We start from the raw sequence: 14,232 nt of genomic DNA on the forward strand, positions 1-14,232 counted from the left end.
CATATGACCTATTTTTCGCTAGGTTATGAGAGATAGGACACGGATTGTCGCAAGTATGAAACGCCAGAAGAAATAGCTGGGCACGAGTCAGCACCCAACCAATCATTATGCTTATTAATGAATTTGTTCTGAGGAAGTGCTGTTACCACTCTTTAATGAGGCGATATCAACGGCATCAAACAGGTAGTGATTGCCGCAATACTCACAATGCATATCAATATTGCCATCTTGTTCCAGCATTTCGGTGATGTCATCTTCCGACAGTGTGACTAATGCATCAGCACAACGCTCGCGGGAACAGGTGCAGCAGAAACTGACGTTTTGCGGCTCATATAACGTCACTTCTTCCTGATGATATAAACGATACAGCACTTCATTCGCTGGCAGCGTAAATAGCTCCTCAGCTTTGATGGTAGTGGTAAGCTGTGCCAGGTGATCAAACTCATCTTCATTGCGCTCTTCGGCTGGTAACACTTGCAGCAACATCCCGCCCGCAGCGGCTTTACCTTCCACACTGCCGGTACGAATAAACAGGCGTGTTGGTAATTGTTCCGACTGCATAAAGTAATTTTCCAGACAGGCGGCGATAGTCTCCCCTTCCAGTGCGACCACACCCTGATAGCGCTCGCCCTTTGCCGGGGTGATAGTGATAACCAGATAGCCGTTGCCGACCATCTCTTTCAGTGTGCTTTCATCGCTGATTTCACCTTTAAAGCGGGCGACACCCCGCATCTGCTGCTGGTTATTACCGTTAATCACTGCCAGTGACAATGGGCCATCCCCTCCTTGTAACTGCACGGTAATATCACCATCAAACTTGAGCGTGGCGGTCAGTAAACTGGTTGCGACCAACATCTCACCCAACAGTTTTTGTACCGCTGGTGGGTAATCATGATTGGCTAATACTTGCTGGTAGGTTTCATTGACTGAAACCAGCTCACCGCGCACAGCATGGTTAGCAAACAGATAGCGGTGTAATTGGTCGTGATTAGACATAGTTTTCTCTCTTTCTGGCTGCAAGCAAAGCCGTCATCTTTCAAGTTGCAGGTGTGTGGGCTGCCGTCCTGCATGTTGAAATCTATAGGGTTTACTCAGACTCGCCTTGTTTAAATTTGATCAGGTTGCGACGCTCTTTTTTATCCGGCCGTCGGTCAGGATGTGGCATGGTCAGGGCATTCAGTTTACGCGCCTGTGCCACCTTATCGCGATTGGCAATACTGGCTTCAGTCTCTTCATACAATGCCTGTGCTTCGCTTGCACCACGGCGTTGACCGTGTAATGCCAATACCCGCACCGTGCGTTCATCATTGCCCTGACGCAGGCGGATTTCAGCATTGAGTTCAACCAACTTGCTCGGTTTACCGCGCTGGCCGTTGTAGTGGACTTTACCGCCATCCACCATTTCCCGGGCGATTGCTCTGGTTTTATAAAACCGGGCTGCCCAAAGCCATTTATCCAGCCGAACCGATTCGTCAGAAACTGCTTTATCCTTCATGAATACTCCTGCCTGTTATCTCCGTCATATTTCACGTCGCATGCGTGTTGGTCGCCTTGTTGCAACGCGAATTATTTAGGCTATAGGGCTAAACATCTTTTTAGTCACCACGTAACTGTAGCGCGGGTAATAGCTTACGGTAATCATTGATTGCAGGGTGGCTGTGAAATGCTTTGTCAGCACAACTGGAATCCGGGTTTTCTATACCCAGACAGTAGCGGATACCGAATGTGCGCGCGGCATCCAGAATCGTTTCACTGTCATCGACGAATAAGGTTCTGGCCGGATTCAGCCCGGTATGCTGCGCGACAGCTTGCCACAGTCGTTGATCTTCCTTCGGATAACCAAATGTATGGGTGGAAAGTAATAAATCAAGGTGCTGGTCAAGTGCAGTATGCTCAATTTTGACTGCCAGACTGTGTGGATGGGCGTTGGTGAGCAAAATGGTTTGTAACCCTTGCTGGCGTAAACTGGACAAAAACGGCTCAGTATCCTGGCGCAGACGAACCCGGTTACCCGCAGCCGTGGTCATGGCGTAAATATCTAAGTCCAACCGTTCACTCCAATAATCGAAGCAATACCAGTTTAAGGTATGTTGCACTGCCAAGTATTCATCATGAATAATTTTGTGGGCCTGCTCCAGCGGGATCCCTCGGTGTTGGCTAAGGGTTTCCGGCACCTGCTTTAGCCAGAAATGGCTATCGAACTCCAAATCCAACAGGGTGCCATCCATGTCCAACAGCACGGTATCAATCTCTTGCCAATTAAATTCTGGGGGCATAGCGGCTCCACAATCACATTATTTTTATGCAAACAAATAATACGGGTTACAACGAATACCAGCGCCATCAGGGTGATGTCCCGATAACAGCCACAGATAAAGTTAGCCTAGCATATCAAAGTTACAGAGCCAGCCAGAGATGAATGATATGGCCTGAAAGAAAGCTAACGCAGGAAAGGCGCGGGAGTGAGGGTTTGGTTAAAACAATTATCATAATAGCGTTGAATATTATCCATCCGGTTACGGTTTCGTAGTATCCGTTGAATTAATAAAGTGATATTCACGGCCAGACAGGCAATCAGTATTAGCAGCAATAGGCTGGTACCCAGATAGCGGCCGAGTGTGACGATATCCGGCTCACTGTGTAGCGCGATATGCCGTGTGCCATTGGCATCAATGGTGATATTGGTAATGATGCCTTCTGCCTTAAACTGAGTATTAAGTAGCAGCCCGGAGAGCCGTTGTAATTCCCGCCACTGCTCCAGTGCGCTGTAATCAAACATGGGGACGGCAGGGGCAGGGTGATTAACTAACTGCTTACCTTCATCACTGGTTAGCAAGAAGCCACCCGGCGGCGGGCTATTTAATGCTTCAGTTGCCAAATGCGTTTCACGATAAACAAACGATGAGGTAGCGGTTTTAACCAGACTTTCCAGGGTATCGGCACTGACTGGGCGCAACAGCACATTCATCCCTTTCAATGTGCCAGATTGTGCTCGTTTAACCAGCCCCGGCCAATTCTTGGCATTACCTAAGTTAACCAAGGCATTTTTCAGGCGGACACAGTCGCTATCTCCACCGCATAATGCCTGTGTTTTTAAAACGATATCTGCAAAATCATTCAGTAAAATCATGCCAGATTTTTCAATGGCGGTTGCCAACTGTGGGTTGACGTTGGCACCAGTACCTTGCGGATGCAACTGCTGATTGACTGTTGCCACCAGTGCGGCGGCTTTTTCAATGGTGTCAGATTCAGGTTGTGGCAGTGGTGCTGCGTTATTCCAATAGATCCCAGAACAATCAAACGGCGTAAAAACAAAACTATGCGGATTTTGAGTATTCGGCGGGACATAACACATACCGGTACCCTGAGCTTTCAGCATATCGCCGATGCGCAGAGGCATTTTATCCAGAGCTTCAACACTAGTAACTTGCTGGCTTTGTGCGCCTTGCAACCAGGCAATACTCAATTTCAATGGCAAGCTGAGCGGCACATAGATTAGCAATAACACCATTATTAACAGTGAGCCGGCAATAAGCGTCAGGTTTTTCCCCCAGCGCTGTAACGGGAAATGTTTCATTTCGTCATGCAGGGATAAAAAAGGCCCCTGACGCACGACCTGACGGTTGAGATAGATATCAATGTTGGTTTTCTTGCCCAGGTCATGAGCAAAATAGGGCCCCCAATGGGCCGGATAAATCAGGTCGACAATCCCGAGCGAGATGTTATTCATCTGCCCTTGGTTCGATTCACCAAACAGCCCCCAGCGCTTTGGCGTACCGCTCAAGCAATGGACTTCACGCAAATCTTTTTCAGATAACGGGCGGAACATATTCCAGCATGCCCAACCGGTTAACGTTATCGCCACAATAATCAGCCAGGGCAGTGTAACCGCCGGACCGGTGAGTGCGAAAAACAGTAATAACAATGCCAGACAGATCGCAGCGGCTTCTTTTAAGCCATTAGCACCATGTAAGGCATATTCTTCGGGTGTTTCCTTGCGGATATTCAACAGCTCTATATGTTCGCTGTCCGCTTTGCGGATTGAGGCATTTTGCGCTGGAGAAGGCAAGATAGGCTGGTAGCTATTCTCAGCCTGGTGATTTTTAAGCGTATGCCCATTAAGGGAGATCACCAAAGGAATCGTCTGCGTTTGGATAAGTTCTACGTCATTATCCTGAGCGATATATTGTTCCCACGAAGCCGGTAGGTGAACTTCAATCGAATCAAGGTAATAACGCCATTTATTGGGTTCGTCACTCGCCACGCCGTAGCGGGTGATGGCGCGGGTAACCGAATAAACATTTTCGCTTTGTGGAGTTAGAGTCAGCTTTGCTGGCGCAAGATTGCTGTTCGTCAGTGTGCGGGTGTCAAAAGTTGACTGGGATTTGAATCCGAGCTTCTCTTGCTGACCGAGCAGATAATTCTCAATATTAACCCGTTCTTCCGCGGTGAGTTTACGGTGAATAGGTTTAGCGAACGGCAGTATTGCAGTTACGGGGGCGGGGTGGCGGAATCGGAACCACCATAACAAACCTACCGCGATCAGACTGGTCAACAGTAAGGCCAATATTAAGACTATTGTGCTCATCCCATCCCCATCCGAGCGCCTCTGACTTACGTCAACTCTATGAAAGAATGCATATTATGCGTAAAAACAGTACCAAGGCATATAACAGAGTCATTCAGTGAACTAGCATTTTACACGCTATTATTCATCAAAAAACCTAATGCAAGTGCTCTTAAACTGCCCGTAGATTGATAAGGATAGCAAGGCTAAAACAGCGGTAATATCAGCATAATCCTATTTTCAAACACATTTTTTAACGTGTGTTGAGTGAGGGTAGGATGAAATTTAACCGGTTGAATCTTGACTAAACTCGACGTCATGTTAAAAACAGGTAAATTATATCTAACTGAGATTGCGATAAAGGTTCTCACTAACGCACAATGTGATCAAGTTCTAATAAATTCCAGTATAAAGTGTTGGGTTAATCGTTATCGGCAAAAAGTGGCTTACTAAGTAACCATAAAATAGCTCTGGTTATCCTGATGTAAGTCCGATAGGCGGTGAGTATTTAAATTGGGGCTATCATGAAACACCTGCAAAAACCTAAAATTCTTAAAATAGAAACGGTTGCCCACTCCCGCTTGTTTACTGTTGAAGCGGTGGATCTGGAGTTCAGTAATGGCGTACAACGCGTTTATGAACGAATGCGGCCATCAAACCGTGAAGCGGTGATGATAGTGCCGATTATTGGCGATGATCTCCTGCTGATTCGTGAATATGCCGTGGGTATTGAAGAGTATGAGCTGGGCTTCCCCAAAGGGTTGATTGATCCGGGCGAAGGTGTGCTGGAGGCGGCGAATCGTGAACTGATGGAAGAGGTTGGCTTTGGTGCTAAAAGCTTTGATTATCTCAGTAAGCTGACGATGGCTCCGTCCTATTTCTCTAGCAAAATGAATATTGTTATTGCTCATAACCTCTATCCACAAAGTCTGGAGGGTGACGAGCCGGAACCCCTGCCACAAGTCCGCTGGCCGATCGCCAATATGATGGCACTGCTGGATGAGCCTGATTTTCGCGAGGCCCGTAATGTTAGTGCCCTTTTTCTGGCTCAGGCATTTCTTAATAAGTAATGGTCAGAGATAAAAAAGCCGGGACTCTGTTACGAGCTCCCGGCTTTTTTATTGGCGCTGCTCCGTCTTGATACTCAGGCCATCAGCGTTTACAGAACAACTCCATCAGAACAACTCGTGAGTCTGCCCGTTATCCATTAGAGTCGTCCCTGCTTCATGTACTGAATACTCGGTGGGTTGTGTCCCCTCGATAAAGTACTCTGAACGACTGCCTGGTCCGCCACTGGATAACTTACCCGTCTGCTTATCAATCACTACGCTGACAATACCCGGCGGTGGAGAAACCGGTTTTTCTGGCAAACCTTCAAGGGCCGCTTTCATAAAGTCATCCCATGCAGGTTGTGCACTCTTCGCCCCACCTTCAGCACCAGAGATCTGATCTGATATGGCCCCTGATGCAGAGCTGCGGCCTAAGTCGCGGCGATGGTCATCGAAGCCAATCCAGACGGAGGTCACGGTATCCGGGCCGTAGCCAGAGAACCAGGCATCTTTTGAGTTGTTAGTGGTACCGGTTTTACCGCCAATATCCTTGCGTTTCAGGTCACGCCCGGCACGCCAGCCGGTACCCATCCAACCCGGTTCCCCGAAGATATTTGAGTTCAACGCATCACGAATCAAAAAGGCCAACGGCGTGCTTATCACATGGGGTGCGTATTGCTGGTCACCGTTGAGCTTGGCCTGTTCGGGCGTCACTTTTTCTAACTCAGGCATTGGCACATTACTGGCGTTATTGTTCTGCGAGGTGGCGACGTTTTCGATGTTATCATCAGACAGAACAACTGAGCGCTGAGTGTCACCGTAAATAACCGGTAAGTTACACTCTTCACAGACAATCTTCGGTTTCTCTTCGAACAGCACATTGCCCACATCATCAGTTATCTTGGTGATGAAATAGGGATCGACCAGATAGCCGCCGTTTGCCAACACGGCATAACCACGGACTAACTGCAATGGCGTAAAGGAGGCGGAACCTAATGCCAGGGATTCTGAGTGCACAATATTTTGTGCTGGGAAACCAAAGCGTTGCAGGTATTCAGCCGCATAATCCACACCCATGGCACGCATTGCCCGCACCATCACCACGTTCTTCGATTGACCTAAACCTTGGCGTAAACGAATTGGGCCGTCGTAAGTCGGTGGTGAGTTTTTTGGCCGCCAATCGGTACCTGCACCAGCATCCCAGCGCGTAATTGGCAGGTCATTGAGGATGGTTGCCAGCGTCAGACCTTTGTCCATTGCCGCGGTATACAGGAAGGGTTTGATATTCGAACCGACCTGGCGTAGTGCCTGTGTCGCACGGTTAAATTTACTTTGGTTAAAGTCAAAACCGCCGACCAGCGCTTTAACCGCACCATTGTTTGGATCGATAGAAACCAAGGCTGAGTTAACGTCCGGCACCTGTGCCAGCCACCAATTATCTTCTACTTTTCTTACCCAAATCTGCTGGCCAGGCTGCACCACATCGGTCACTTGTTTTGGTGTTGGCCCTTGGGCGTTATCCGATTTAAACGGACGTGCCCAACGCATGCCGGACATTGGTAAGGTCACGTTGCTGCCATCTGCCAACAGTGCCGTTGCTTGCGTCGTATTAGCTTCGGTCACCACCGCAGGCAGCAGTGGGCCATAGACCGGCAAGGTTTTCAGTGAATCGATAATCTGCTCGCGGCCCCATGCGCTTTCGCCCACTTTCCACAACACATTGGACGGGCCTCGATAACCATGGCGCATATCATAAGCCAGCACATTGGCACGCAATGAGTCGACCGCCGCCAACTGGAGCTTTCTGGTTATGGTGGTATAGACCTGATAGCCGTCGGTATAGGCATTCTCACCGTAACGCTTAATCATCTCCTGCCGCACCATTTCTGACAGATAAGGCGCTGAGAAGGCGATTTGCGGAGCATGGTAGTTGGCAACCAGATCTTCACTGCGCGCCTGATCGTACTGCGCCTGGGTGATGTACTTTTCATCCAGCATACGCGAGAGCACTACGTTACGGCGTGCCACTGCTCTGTCATGTGAATAGAGCGGGTTGAAGGTGGATGGCGCTTTTGGCAAACCGGCGATCATCGCCATCTGGCTGAGGGTCAACTCATTGACTTCTTTGCCGAAATAGACCTGAGCTGCCGCACCGACACCATAGGCACGGTAGCCGAGATAAATCTTGTTCAGGTACAGCTCAAGGATTTCATCTTTGGTCAGTAACTGTTCGATACGAATGGCCAGAAAGGCTTCCTTGATTTTACGTATCAAAGTCCGTTCCGGGCTTAAGAAGAAGTTGCGAGCCAATTGCTGGGTAATGGTACTTGCCCCTTGTGAGGCACGCCCAGAAACCATAGCAATTGAGGCAGCACGTAGGATCCCAACCGGGTCCACACCGTGATGCTCATAGAATCGGCTATCTTCCGTAGCAATAAATGCATGCACCATTTCTGGTGGAATTTGTTTTAATGTCAACGGGATACGGCGTTTTTCACCGTATTGAGCGATCAATTCGCCTTCGGCGCTATACACCAACATAGGTGTTTGCAGCCGGACATCTTTCAGCGTGGCAACATCGGGTAGCTGTGGCTCAATATATTTGTACAGGCCAAATATCGAGGCTGCTCCCAGTAAAATGCAACACACTGTAAGGATCAAAAAATACTTTACGAACTTCACCTGAGATTTCCCATTCAATGTCAATTGGGCAGTTTATAAACAACCGCGCCGTAGTATAAAGGCAAGCCCGTAACATGGATACGTTCTTTTATTGTCTCTCGACATGGAGGTCGACAAAGATGTACTCACAATATTGGCAGGTTGGGCTAGATATTCAAATAGATGCTATACGCGCTTTGGCTGTTGTCAGACGCCGCTATGGCTGGCAACTGCGCTACTGGTGGCATCAAACCTTACCTTCTGGCGTTTTGCGGGAGGGTATTTTACAACAGCCAGATATGGTTAGCGACAAACTCAAATTATTGCGTAAACAATTACCAAAACATATTTCATTACGTATCGCATTGCCCGCACAGCGCATATTGCAACACACTATTCCGACACCGGACCGGCGTTTACGCGAACCGCAGCGTGATGGTTTTATCAAAGCCGCAGCAAGTAAGGTCTTTCCGCTCGGCAGTCAGGCTTTAGCCCTCGATTATCGTAGTGAAACCACAGCCAGTAGTGAGTTAATCATCACCGCCGCCCGTCAGTCAGAAGTTCAGCAATGGCAGGCGTGCTTGCATCAAGCGGGTTTACCTTCCGATATGATTGATATTACCCCCTGCGCTCTTCGTTATATGGCGATGGCGGCAGGATTATCGGGACCATATTGGTTGGTTCACCGTTTGGAGAGTGAGTGGCTGTGGGTGTCATCGGCTGACATGCCGTTTGACTTTGGTGTGGTAGCAGCCGACTCAGAGGATGTAGCACCAGGCCAGCCGCCTACTACATTCAATCCATTACCGACGTTGCTGAGACAACTTCAGGCGCGTTATCCCGAGCAGAGTGGAATACCGATAACGGTGTATTACAGTAATGTGGTGGATGATGCCCCGGTTGAAAATACCACCGGCTGGTCACCCTTTACGGCTTTTGCCCAGTATCAATCGCCACTGCCGCCATCCCCCGCTGCATTTATTCTGGCCGGAGGGCTGGCATTACGCCCGGCAGACGACTGATGTATCAAGTTAATTTTTCGTTATGGCGTGCAGAACGTCAATCATCCCGTTACCGTTTTTGGCGCAATCTAGGTTTATGCCAATGCCTATTTTTAGCCATCCTACTGGTTGTAATACAACTGCAATCACGGGTAGTAAATTTCAGCCAACAAATCCGTCTGGCAGCGCTATCCCAGCAGCAAATAGCCTTAGGCCAGCACCATCAAGAGGTGCAACAGGCAATGGCACAACTACGGCATCGGGAACAGCGCGCTCAGATTTATCGTCAGGCCCACCAACTTGCCCAGCGATATTCAATATTATTGCAGCAGCTATCGCAGCAAATTCCAGATAGCTGCTGGTTGGTCAGCCTGATACCACAAGGCGATAAGGTGGTTTTTGAGGTAATTAGCCAGAGTTATGCCGCAATTAATCTCTTTGTAGTGCGTTTAGGCCGCTCGCCTCTCTTCACAACAGTGCATTTACAAAAAATTGCTCAGCAGGATGACGGTAATTTTCGCTTTGCGGTTTGGGCCGACTGGCAGGACAGAGATAGTGATGAAAGAGGTAGTGATGAATAAGCGGCTGCAACATTGGATGGATAGGCCGGGTTGGCAAATCTTGATAGGGCAGTGGGTTTTTCTTGGGCTTTTAAGTGTTATGGCTTATGGCATGTTATTACGTCCTGCATGGCAACAGCAGAGGCTCACCGCAGATAAGATTATTCAACATCAGCAACAGGTTGATCATCATCAGGCGGCTTTGGCACCGTTACCCTCACTTTCTCTGGTTCGTCAGCAAATGATGGTATTGAAAGAAAGGGAGGCATCGTGGTTGTCACTTGATAGTTCAATGGCCCATCTGACCGATGAATTGATTGCCCCGTTTGGCGGGCAAGTCATTCGCTGGCAGCGACAATCCGGGCCAGTTGGCGAGGCCGCAGTGGATTCCATAAGGCACCAACAGTGGCACGCTACTCTGCGGGTCAATTTCTATGGATTACTCCATTTATTTCGTCAACTAGCCGAAATCCCCACCCCTGTTCAGACCCAGCTAGTTGAGATTAATAGTGATAATTCCGTACTGTCGGTGAAATTAAGCCTGAAAGAATATCTCGCAGGTGGCGTCAATGAGTAGCGGCAAAGGGAGCACGGTATGGGGCCTCTAAAGATAGCCTCTCTGATAATCGTATCACTGGCACCTATGGCTTATGCCGACCCTTTATTGACCGCCACAGGGCGTAATCCTTTTCAGGACCTATCAGCACAGCCATGTGATGGTGAGCGGGAGAAACTCACTCATTGGCGATTACAAGGGGTTGTCAGGGGAGGAGATTACTCTTCTGGTTGGATACTGCGGCCAGAGGGCCGCTGGCAGAAGCTAGTGGTCGGCTCACGGCTGTTGTCAACTTGGCAAGTTACCCATATTGGCTCACGGCAGGTGAGCCTACAGAATACTGGCTTAGTTGGCTTTTGCTCTGGATTGTCGGAGCCAGTGGTGCTGCTGATGCACTAACTAACGGGTTGTTTTAGATAATTATTATCATCACTAAAGAGCTTGGCTGGGCAGCATAAGCACTCTTACCGTTTCAAATATACAGGACATAAAAGGAATTAGTCTGATGAATGTTTCTACTACGAAAACCCGGAGTGGGCTTACCCCAACACTCAGTGCTGGGGTGATGATGCTGCTGCTGGTATTACTCACAAGTCGTGCCTTTAGCGCAAAAAGTGGGCCGCCGGTAACCCTGGAGTTTCAAGATGCGCCGATAGCGGTAGTGTTGCAGGCACTGGCGGATTATCAGCAACTGAATTTAGTCATTGCCGCCGGGGTTGACGGTAATCTCAGCCTGAGATTGGCGGATGTTCCGTGGGAGCAGGCTTTGGCGATTATTTTGCGTATGGGCCGTCTGAAAGTAGAGCGCGAAGGGTCGGTAATGATGGTTTTTACCGAACAGGAGATACAAGAAAGACAGCAACGGGCGGAACAGAAAGATGCATCTGAGTCCCTAAATAATTTCTCACTGGCCTTGCAGTATGCTGATGCTGAACAAGTTGCCGACAGTTTGACTCTTCCTGAAGGTGGGTTGCTATCGCCACTGGGTAGCGTAGTGGTAGATAAACGTACTAATACATTATTAATTCGCGATACTCCCGCCTCTTTAGCACTATTGAAAAGTTGGCTGGCAGAGATGGATTTGCCTTTACAGCAAGTGCAGTTAGCGGCACACATCGTAACTATGAGTCGGGAAAATTTGCATGAACTTGGTGTGCGTTGGGGTATGGACGAAGCAACGCAGCCCCGTGCGCTGAGAGTGAATAATTTTAATGTGAATTTGCCACTCCCCAATAGCGCCCTCAGCGCTGGATTCAATGTTGCCCGTATCGGCGGGCGTCTGCTGGAACTGGAATTGAGCGCGCTGGAGCAAGAAAATCAGGTTGATATTATTGCCAGCCCTCGGCTGGTGACATCCCATCAGCAAACTGCCAGTATCAAGCAAGGTTCTGATATTCCTTATACGGTCTCGCGGGGTAAAAAAGGGGTGCCTACTATTGAGTTTAAAGAGGCAGTATTAGGGATGGAAGTGACACCGAAAATACTGCGTAATGGCAAGATTACTCTAAACTTGAAAATCAGCCAAAATATGCCCGGAATGGCAATTAAACGCGGAGATAGTGAAGCTTTATTAATAGATAAGCAGGAAATAAAAACCCAAATAACCGTAAACGATGGGGAAACTATTGTGCTTGGGGGGATTTTCCAGCAAAAAAATAGTCAGGGAATTAATAAAGTGCCCATCCTGGCCGATATCCCTTGGCTGGGCGCGCTGTTCAAACAAGACACCCAACAACAAAGTCGGCGGGAGTTAGTGATTTTCATCACGCCAAGGCTAATCAGTGCTTGAGCCTTATGGGGGGGTGTTTTATGAAAACAGACCAATCTTGGTGACTTTCTGCAACTTTTTGTGTGATAGGAGGCTTCTAAATTTGACGCTGCCTCCGATTTAGCTTACAAGGGTTACCGAATTGAGCTCCGAGGTTTTAATAACGTTGATACGCCGATAAAAACGTATGGTTTCCCTCCCACGACGTGTACAACGATTTATTCGGTTGCCAAACTACCAGAAGTGCTGAGATAATTTTCCGTCTGATCTCGCACTATCGCTCATGAGGTTTCAGTTTAGGTCCCGCCGCTGATTTGATTGGCGGGGCGGGTTATCATTAACGAATAGTCTTAGTAATACCAAAAACATGGCAGAGAAACGCAATATCTTTCTGGTTGGGCCTATGGGTGCCGGCAAAAGCACTATTGGTCGTCAGTTAGCTCAGCAACTCAATATGGAGTTTTTCGACTCTGATCAAGAAATTGAGCGACGTACCGGAGCTGACGTGGGCTGGGTATTCGACGTGGAAGGCGAAGAAGGTTTCCGCGATCGTGAAGAAAAAGTTATTAATGAACTGACGGAAAAACAAGGCATTGTTCTGGCAACCGGTGGTGGCTCTGTTAAATCCAGAGAAACCCGTAACCGTTTGTCAGCCCGTGGCGTTGTGGTTTATTTAGAAACTACAATCGAGAAGCAGTTGGCCCGTACACAGCGCGACAAAAAACGTCCGTTGTTGCAGGTTGATGCGCCTCCACGTGAAGTGTTAGAAGCACTGGCAAAAGAACGTAATCCGTTGTACGAAGAAATTGCAGATGTCACCATCCGCACTGACGATCAAAGCGCGAAAGTTGTTGCTAACCAGATTATCAACATGCTGGAAAGTAACTGATTTTAGCATTTTACTAATGCCTCCGGGCGTAAGTTAAGAAGGTTACTGAGCGCGACATGGAGAAGATTACTGTCACGTTAGGGGAACGTAGTTACCCCATTACGATTGCTGCCGGATTGTTCAATGATTCGGCCTCTTTTGCGCCACTAAAGGCGGGTGACCAGGTAATGCTGGTAACTAACCAAACGCTGGCTCCACTCTATCTGGATTCGCTCCGGGCAGTGTTGGAACAAAGTGGCATTAAAGTTGATCAGGTGATTTTACCTGACGGTGAGCAGTACAAATCTCTGAGTGTTCTGGAGCAGGTATTTTCTGCCCTTCTGGAAAAACCGCATGGTCGTGATACTACACTTGTTGCCTTAGGTGGCGGTGTAGTAGGCGACCTGACCGGTTTTGCTGCGGCTTGCTATCAGCGCGGCGTTCGCTTTATTCAAGTTCCTACTACCTTACTGTCTCAGGTGGATTCCTCTGTCGGTGGCAAAACCGCAGTAAATCATCCACTGGGCAAAAACATGATTGGTGCGTTCTATCAACCAGCATCGGTAGTGGTTGACCTTAATTGCCTTAACACTCTCCCTTCGCGTGAGCTTGCCTCCGGGCTGGCTGAAGTTATCAAATATGGCATCATTCTTGATGCGGCTTTCTTTGATTGGTTAGAAGATAATATCGATGCATTACTCGCACTGGATATGTCAGCGTTAGCTTACTGCATCCGCCGTTGCTGCGAATTAAAAGCCGATGTTGTTGCTGCCGATGAACGTGAAGAGAGCGGTATGCGCGCATTACTCAATTTGGGCCATACTTATGGTCATGCTATTGAGGCTGAAATGGGCTATGGCGTCTGGTTACACGGCGAAGCCGTTGCTGCGGGAATGATGATGGCAGCACACACCTCCCGTCGATTAGGTCAGTTCTCAGCCAGTGATGTTGAGCGTATCAAACAACTACTGTTACGAGCCGGTCTGCCGGTCTGCGGGCCGCAGGAAATGACACCAGAGTCTTATCTGCCGCATATGATGCGGGATAAAAAAGTACTGGCAGGCGAGCTTCGTCTGGTACTGCCAACGGCTATTGGTAAATCAGAAATCCGTAGCGGTATTGCACATGACACGGTGTTGGCATCGATAGCTGATTGCCAGTTATAAAAATGGCATAAGTCCGATATTTATATGTTCGATACC

13 protein-coding genes are annotated in these 14,232 nt (G+C 48.5%); 8 read left to right on the forward strand and 5 right to left on the reverse strand.

What is annotated here, in order from left to right; all coding sequences use genetic code 11:
* Positions 1 to 114: 114 nt before the first annotated feature.
* From hslO to V1955_RS00910, 4 genes are all read right to left on the reverse strand, one after another.
* Positions 115 to 996 carry an Hsp33 family molecular chaperone HslO gene (hslO, locus tag V1955_RS00895; protein ID WP_372560316.1) on the reverse strand — a complete coding sequence of 294 codons (882 nt, stop codon included), beginning with the start codon at positions 994 to 996 and terminating at the stop codon, positions 115 to 117.
* A 91-nt stretch (positions 997 to 1,087) separates the two neighbouring features.
* Positions 1,088 to 1,495, reverse strand: coding sequence for a ribosome-associated heat shock protein Hsp15 (hslR, locus tag V1955_RS00900; RefSeq protein WP_083161235.1), 408 nt, complete (start codon positions 1,493 to 1,495; stop codon positions 1,088 to 1,090).
* 100 nt (positions 1,496 to 1,595) lie between these two features.
* The gene (gene yrfG, locus V1955_RS00905; RefSeq protein WP_083161234.1) at positions 1,596 to 2,276 is read right to left on the reverse strand and encodes a GMP/IMP nucleotidase; all 681 of its coding nucleotides are present in this window, start codon (positions 2,274 to 2,276) and stop codon (positions 1,596 to 1,598) included.
* A gap of 164 nt (positions 2,277 to 2,440) precedes the next feature.
* Positions 2,441 to 4,588, reverse strand: coding sequence for an intracellular growth attenuator family protein (locus V1955_RS00910; protein ID WP_083161232.1), 2,148 nt, complete (start codon positions 4,586 to 4,588; stop codon positions 2,441 to 2,443).
* Positions 4,589 to 5,091: 503 nt separating this feature from the next.
* On the opposite strand from V1955_RS00910, the gene nudE reads away from it, so the two are divergent.
* Positions 5,092 to 5,637, forward strand: coding sequence for an ADP compounds hydrolase NudE (gene nudE / locus V1955_RS00915; RefSeq protein WP_083161230.1), 546 nt, complete (start codon positions 5,092 to 5,094; stop codon positions 5,635 to 5,637).
* 105 nt (positions 5,638 to 5,742) lie between these two features.
* On the opposite strand, the gene mrcA is transcribed toward nudE, so the two are convergent.
* Positions 5,743 to 8,298: a peptidoglycan glycosyltransferase/peptidoglycan DD-transpeptidase MrcA gene (mrcA, locus tag V1955_RS00920; protein WP_083161228.1), complete on the reverse strand. Its 2,556-nt coding sequence runs from the start codon at positions 8,296 to 8,298 to the stop codon at positions 5,743 to 5,745.
* Positions 8,299 to 8,417: 119 nt separating this feature from the next.
* Between mrcA and pilM the strand changes: the two genes are divergently transcribed.
* The 7 genes from pilM (at position 8,418) to aroB (ending at position 14,196) form a co-directional block, all read left to right on the forward strand.
* The gene (pilM, locus tag V1955_RS00925) at positions 8,418 to 9,299 is read left to right on the forward strand and encodes a type IV pilus biogenesis protein PilM (protein ID WP_442820433.1); all 882 of its coding nucleotides are present in this window, start codon (positions 8,418 to 8,420) and stop codon (positions 9,297 to 9,299) included.
* Entirely contained in the window at positions 9,299 to 9,859 is a 561-nt protein-coding gene (locus V1955_RS00930; protein WP_083161224.1) for a PilN domain-containing protein, read from the forward strand. Before pilM ends, V1955_RS00930 begins: the two co-directional genes overlap by 1 nt.
* Positions 9,852 to 10,415 (forward strand): pilus assembly protein PilO, encoded by a 564-nt coding sequence (locus V1955_RS00935; RefSeq protein ID WP_420073026.1) that lies wholly within the window; start codon positions 9,852 to 9,854, stop codon positions 10,413 to 10,415. The genes V1955_RS00930 and V1955_RS00935 overlap by 8 nt, the downstream gene beginning before the upstream one ends.
* Before the next feature lie 18 nt (positions 10,416 to 10,433).
* Positions 10,434 to 10,793, forward strand: a complete 360-nt coding sequence (locus V1955_RS00940; RefSeq protein WP_420073024.1) for a pilus assembly protein PilP — start codon at positions 10,434 to 10,436, stop codon at positions 10,791 to 10,793.
* Between the two features lie 169 nt (positions 10,794 to 10,962).
* Positions 10,963 to 12,183 carry a DNA uptake porin HofQ gene (gene hofQ, locus V1955_RS00945; protein ID WP_102970572.1) on the forward strand — a complete coding sequence of 407 codons (1,221 nt, stop codon included), beginning with the start codon at positions 10,963 to 10,965 and terminating at the stop codon, positions 12,181 to 12,183.
* Positions 12,184 to 12,529: 346 nt separating this feature from the next.
* A complete protein-coding gene (gene aroK, locus V1955_RS00950) occupies positions 12,530 to 13,051 on the forward strand; it encodes a shikimate kinase AroK (protein ID WP_004702222.1) in 522 nt (173 codons plus the stop codon).
* Positions 13,052 to 13,107: 56 nt separating this feature from the next.
* Positions 13,108 to 14,196: a 3-dehydroquinate synthase gene (gene aroB, locus V1955_RS00955; protein ID WP_083161222.1), complete on the forward strand. Its 1,089-nt coding sequence runs from the start codon at positions 13,108 to 13,110 to the stop codon at positions 14,194 to 14,196.
* The last annotated feature ends 36 nt before the right edge of the window (positions 14,197 to 14,232 follow it).

The sequence above is a fragment of the Yersinia sp. 2545 StPb PI genome, from assembly GCF_052217125.1.
GTDB lineage: Bacteria > Pseudomonadota > Gammaproteobacteria > Enterobacterales > Enterobacteriaceae > Yersinia > Yersinia enterocolitica_E.